Source organism: Microcoleus sp. T3_D1 (assembly GCF_036700405.1).
Taxonomy (GTDB): domain Bacteria; phylum Cyanobacteriota; class Cyanobacteriia; order Cyanobacteriales; family Microcoleaceae; genus Microcoleus.
The window spans coordinates 1-1,542 of sequence record NZ_JAUBOV010000198.1 but is presented as its reverse complement, the minus strand read 5'-3'; the positions used below and the strand labels follow the sequence as shown (position 1 = coordinate 1,542).

At 40.3% G+C, this 1,542-nt stretch carries 1 pseudogene; it reads right to left on the bottom strand.

The features are described from left to right. A pseudogene (locus QT992_RS33345) lies at window positions 1-1,542 on the bottom strand (PAS sensor protein); the annotation flags it as partial.

Sequence of the window (1,542 nt, the reverse complement as noted above, 5' to 3'; positions counted from 1 at the left end):
GCGAGAATTTATGTGCAAAACTTTCCGAGCAGTTATCCGCCCAAACTTGGATTTGTTTCTGATTAGCTTCTAATTGCAGCCAGTAATCTTGTCGCTCCGATTCAGAAACCTCTGAATACAGAGCAGTTAAAATCAGACAACGGTAAAAATAATGGTGAGCACTAGAAATATGACCCATCAAATAATCGATCAGCTCTGCCGCGCGATCCGATGCTTCTAGCGCCTCACTATACTGTTCGTAAAGATAGAAAGTCTGCGCCTTTAAAACATAAAACTCGCACAGCGCTGCCATGCTTTTACGGTCAGTAAAATTTTCTAAATGCTGTTTTTCGCTAATCTCATCCTCTTCTCCCATCAAATTTAAAATGGCTATTTTATTAGCAATGATAATATCAATTGCCCATAAATTTTTAGTTTGCTCGCAGAAATGGAGCGACTTGCCAATATCTTCCAAAAGGTTATTCAAATTCATGCCTTGGAAGAAATAGGTAATGGTTTGAAACATCCGGTTATAACCAGTCCATTGCAAATTGCCCGATTGCAAGCCAACTTTATAACCTTCGTTATTAATTTCCGCCGTAGTTTTGAGCGGTCTCACCCAGCAGTTTAAGTAATTGGCAAAAATCACACTATCTTGGCAGTTTTGAGACAAGTTATTTGAATTTTCGCTGAGAGTCAGAGCGAGTCTGCCAAACTCATAAGCCGATTGGTAATCCCCTAAAATTGAATTCAGGATAATTCCATAACATGAATAGCAGTAAGACCCTCCCGCTACAAAACCGTACTTGAGAGAAAGGTTAATCGCTTTAATCACAGTCAACTTCCACAGTTCTTGAGATGAAAAGAACGTTAGCGGCCCCATGTTACCCAATAATTTCATTGCCATTTGTTGAGCCGGCTCTTTCATCTTTTCGGCATTAATTAATGAAGCAATTTCTTGGTTTGCCAAGTTGGCTGTAGCTGCCGCCATTTCCGCATTAATCGCCTCACTTAAATTATCTTCGGCCAAGTCTATGCCCAGCAAGTGAAGCGCTTTTAATCCCGATTGAACTGCTGCTTCATATTTACTTAGCAGAGTATACTGCACGATCAAAATGTTGTAAATTTCGGCTTTTTCTAGATCGGATTTAGCCCGGGCAAATGCCACTTCTATTAAAGCTTCTGATTCTTCAAAATTGCCGTTTAAATATTCGGCTTCTGCTAGCTCCTTATGAAAGGTAAAAGCTAGTTCGTAGGAGTCTTGCCAAATATCGCCCGGTAAAATTTCTAGACCAAATTTTAAGTAATCTCTGGCAGCCGAATAAGCCGTGGCATCTTTGGCTTTGCGAGCGGCTGTTAAATTTAAAATAGCTAGTTCAGTTTTCTCGCGTTCATCAATGATTAAATTCCGACCCGAATTTAAATGATCGGCAATTTCAAAAATTCTTTCGGCTCGTCGCTCAGGAGAAATATTTGCCAGTAACAAACGACCAATTTGTAGGTGAATTGCTGTTTGCAGTTTTGAGTCAATTAAAGCGTAACCTGACTGCTGCACGCGGTCGT